A 2,956-nucleotide genomic window follows, 5' to 3' on the forward strand; every position below is an offset into this window, starting at 1 on the left:
CGAGGCATCCCTACAAACTACACCCATGTAGTCTTAACTGAACGGTATTGCGTTTAGGCCGCGCTGTTAGGCCGCGCTGTTAGGCCACGCCTGGTGCCAGCTGATCTTGGGCGGATCGCAGGGCCGCGTCGAGTTCATCGAGGGTGAGACCGTCCGTTCGACGGAGGTGGATCTCGATCTGGTACTCCGGCTGTCCGGTGCCGCCGAAGATCGGAAGGACCACGAATTCCGTCGTCACGAGCTCTGTTTCCAAAGTTCGGGTCACCGACGTCAAGGTCACCATCGTCATCAGCGTGCTCAGTTGACGCGTCACCGATGCTGTGGGCTGCAGCGATGCAAGCACTCCGGCGAGGCGCTCGTGCAGAGACGATTGAGCGTCATCGAAGCGCCAAGCCCCGTACCCGCGATCCCGGATATCCCCTAGCACCTGGCAGTGTCCCTCGATGTCGGTCTGGGTCAGTCGTGGCGTGACCCGGTGCAGCCAGTCAGCGACCGCGTCGTCATCGCGCCACGCCATCGCGACCAGACCGAACGGCGGATCGATCGGGAAGCGATGACCAACCGCGTGCTCGCCCTCGATGGGATGCCCGACGGTGTCGACGGTGATCAGATGCCGCCCGCCGATCTTGGACATCGAGCAGCCCGCGTCGAGACGCAAGTGCAGGTCCATCAGGGCAGCGCGGCCACGATCGAGCAGCGGGAACTGTCTGCGCAGGCCGTGCACCAACCCGAACAGGCCACTGCCCAGCCTGAACCTTCGGTCGTCGTAACGGACCACCCAGCCGCCACGCTCCAACTCGGCCAGCACCAGCGCACACGTCGACGTGGTGATGCCGCATTGCCTGGCCAGTTCGGCCGAGGTCCGGCCGTCGACCGAATCCGCCAGTGCTTCAACCACGTCCATCGCGCGGCGGGTCGGCGGCGACTTCGGCATTGACGTTCCCACGATCACCTCCCTACCATGCCTCCGAATACTAGTTAACAGCATCCTAATAATAGGAGGACGATGACGGTCAAAGTGGGGGTCTGGGGACCGGGGTCCATGGGTGTCATCGCGCTACGCGCGGTGATCGACCACCCGGAATTGGAACTGGTCGCCCTCGTCGTGCACAGCGAGGCCAAGCAAGGCCGCGACGCCGGCGAACTGTGCGGGATCGATCCGGTGGGTGTAGTCGCCAGCCGGAATCCGGACGATCTGCTCAACGGCGACGCGGACGTGGTGATCTACGCGGCCGCGGGCAACCTTCGTGTTCTCGAGGCGCTCGACGACATGGTGCGGATCCTGCGGGCAGGCAAGGACGTGGTGTCCTGCTCGGTGGTGCCGCTCGTTTACCCCGACGCCGTCGACCCGGCCTTCATTGGCCCGCTACGGGACGCCGCCTTGGCTGGCGGAAGCTCGTTCTTCACCACTGGGATCGACACCGGCTTTGCCAATGACATTCTGCCACTGGCATTGTCGGGCCTTTCCCGCAACATCGACACTGTTCGCGTTACCGAGATGTTCAACTACGCGACCTACCCCGACCACGGGGCCGTCTACGAGATCCTCGGATTCGGCAAACCCCCGGAATTCGCGGCCCTGGCCGCGACGCCCGGCGTCTTCACCTACGGCTGGGGACCCGTCCTGCACCAGTTGGCCGCGGGGCTCGGTGTCCGCATCGACGACCTCGCCGAGGACAACGAGCGCGTCCCCACCGACGAAGGGTTCGACACCCCGACCGGTCACATACCGGCCGGGACGATCGCCGCGATGCGCTCGACACTCACCGGATACGTCGACGGCAAGCCGACATTCGTCGTCGACCACGTCACCCGTATGCGTGACGACATCGCACCGGAGTGGCCGCAGCCCACCATTGCCATCACGCCGAAGGACCTCGGCCATGGCGGCGCCTCCGGCCGTGGCGCCTATCGGGTTGAGATCGAGGGATCGCCGAGCATCCGATGCGAACTGGAACTGGCCGAGCACCACGACCACGATCTGGGAGCCCGCGTGGCCGGCGCATCCCGGATGGTGAACGCGGTCCCGGCGGTCTTCGCCGCCGCACCCGGACTCCTGTCGGCGCTGGATCTCCCACTGATCACCGGTACCGGTCTAGTGAAGCCGGCACCCGGTCCCTCTCCGGACAGCCGGGTGGTCGGCGTTCGCTGAAACGATCAGTCCCGTCGCAGCTTCCGGCGGCCCAACATTGCAGTTGGCCGCCACAAGGGTTGGGCGCCAGCGTCAACGACATCCGCCACGGGTGACGCGACAGTGGAAGCCATGCACATGGTCACATCACAAACCCCAACCGGTGTCGCCGTCGACGAGAGCACGAAGGCTGATAGCGGCCCCCGGGCCCGCGTCAAGTACGTCGTCGAGGCGATCGGAACGTTGTTTCTCGTATTCACGGTCGGCGCCGCCGTCGGGAGCCGCAGCCCGCTTGCCCCCCTGGCGATCGGCGCCGTCCTGATGGTCATGGTCTACGCCGGCGGCCACCTCTCTGGCGGGCACTACAACCCTGCGGTTACCTTGGCGGCCCTGGTGCGGCGGCGGATCACGCTGCGGGATGCCGCCGGTTACTGGCTCGCGCAGTTCGGTGCCGGTCTGCTCGCCGCGGTGCTGGTGCGAACAGTCATCGACCCAGCCCAGGTCGCCAAGACGACGACACTGACCCTGACGGGCGCCAGCCTGCTGGCCGCGTTCGCAGTGGAGCTGCTGTTCACGTTCGCGCTGTGCTATGTGGTGCTCAACGTCGCCACCAGCAAGGATCACCCGGACAATTCGTTCTACGGCCTGGCGATCGGGTTCACCGTGGTGGCGGGCGCCGTCGCAGTCGGAGCGATCTCCGGCGGCGCCTTCAACCCGGCGGTGACGCTCGGCGCGGCCGTGATGGGAATGTTCGCCTGGCCGACGCTGTGGGTCTACCTGGTGGCGCAAGTCGTCGCCGGCGCCGGCGCCGGCGCTGTATACCTC

Annotated in this window: 3 protein-coding genes; 2 read left to right on the top strand and 1 reads right to left on the bottom strand. The window is 66.2% G+C overall.

What is annotated here, in order from left to right; translation table 11 throughout:
* Positions 1–79: 79 nt before the first annotated feature.
* A complete protein-coding gene (locus ACRDUX_RS41535) occupies positions 80–904 on the bottom strand; it encodes an IclR family transcriptional regulator (protein ID WP_526423521.1) in 825 nt (274 codons plus the stop codon).
* 102 nt (positions 905–1,006) lie between these two features.
* Here ACRDUX_RS41535 and ACRDUX_RS41540 point away from each other — a divergent pair, with 102 nt between their 5' ends.
* Together ACRDUX_RS41540 and ACRDUX_RS41545 are read left to right on the top strand one after the other, a co-directional pair.
* Entirely contained in the window at positions 1,007–2,152 is a 1,146-nt protein-coding gene (locus ACRDUX_RS41540) for an NAD(P)H-dependent amine dehydrogenase family protein (RefSeq protein ID WP_526423519.1), read from the top strand.
* Positions 2,153–2,269: 117 nt separating this feature from the next.
* Positions 2,270–2,956 (top strand): MIP/aquaporin family protein (locus ACRDUX_RS41545; RefSeq protein WP_526423522.1); only part of this gene is annotated, 687 nt, incomplete at its 3' end.

The organism is Mycobacterium sp., from assembly GCF_050701675.1.
Lineage (GTDB): Bacteria > Actinomycetota > Actinomycetes > Mycobacteriales > Mycobacteriaceae > Mycobacterium.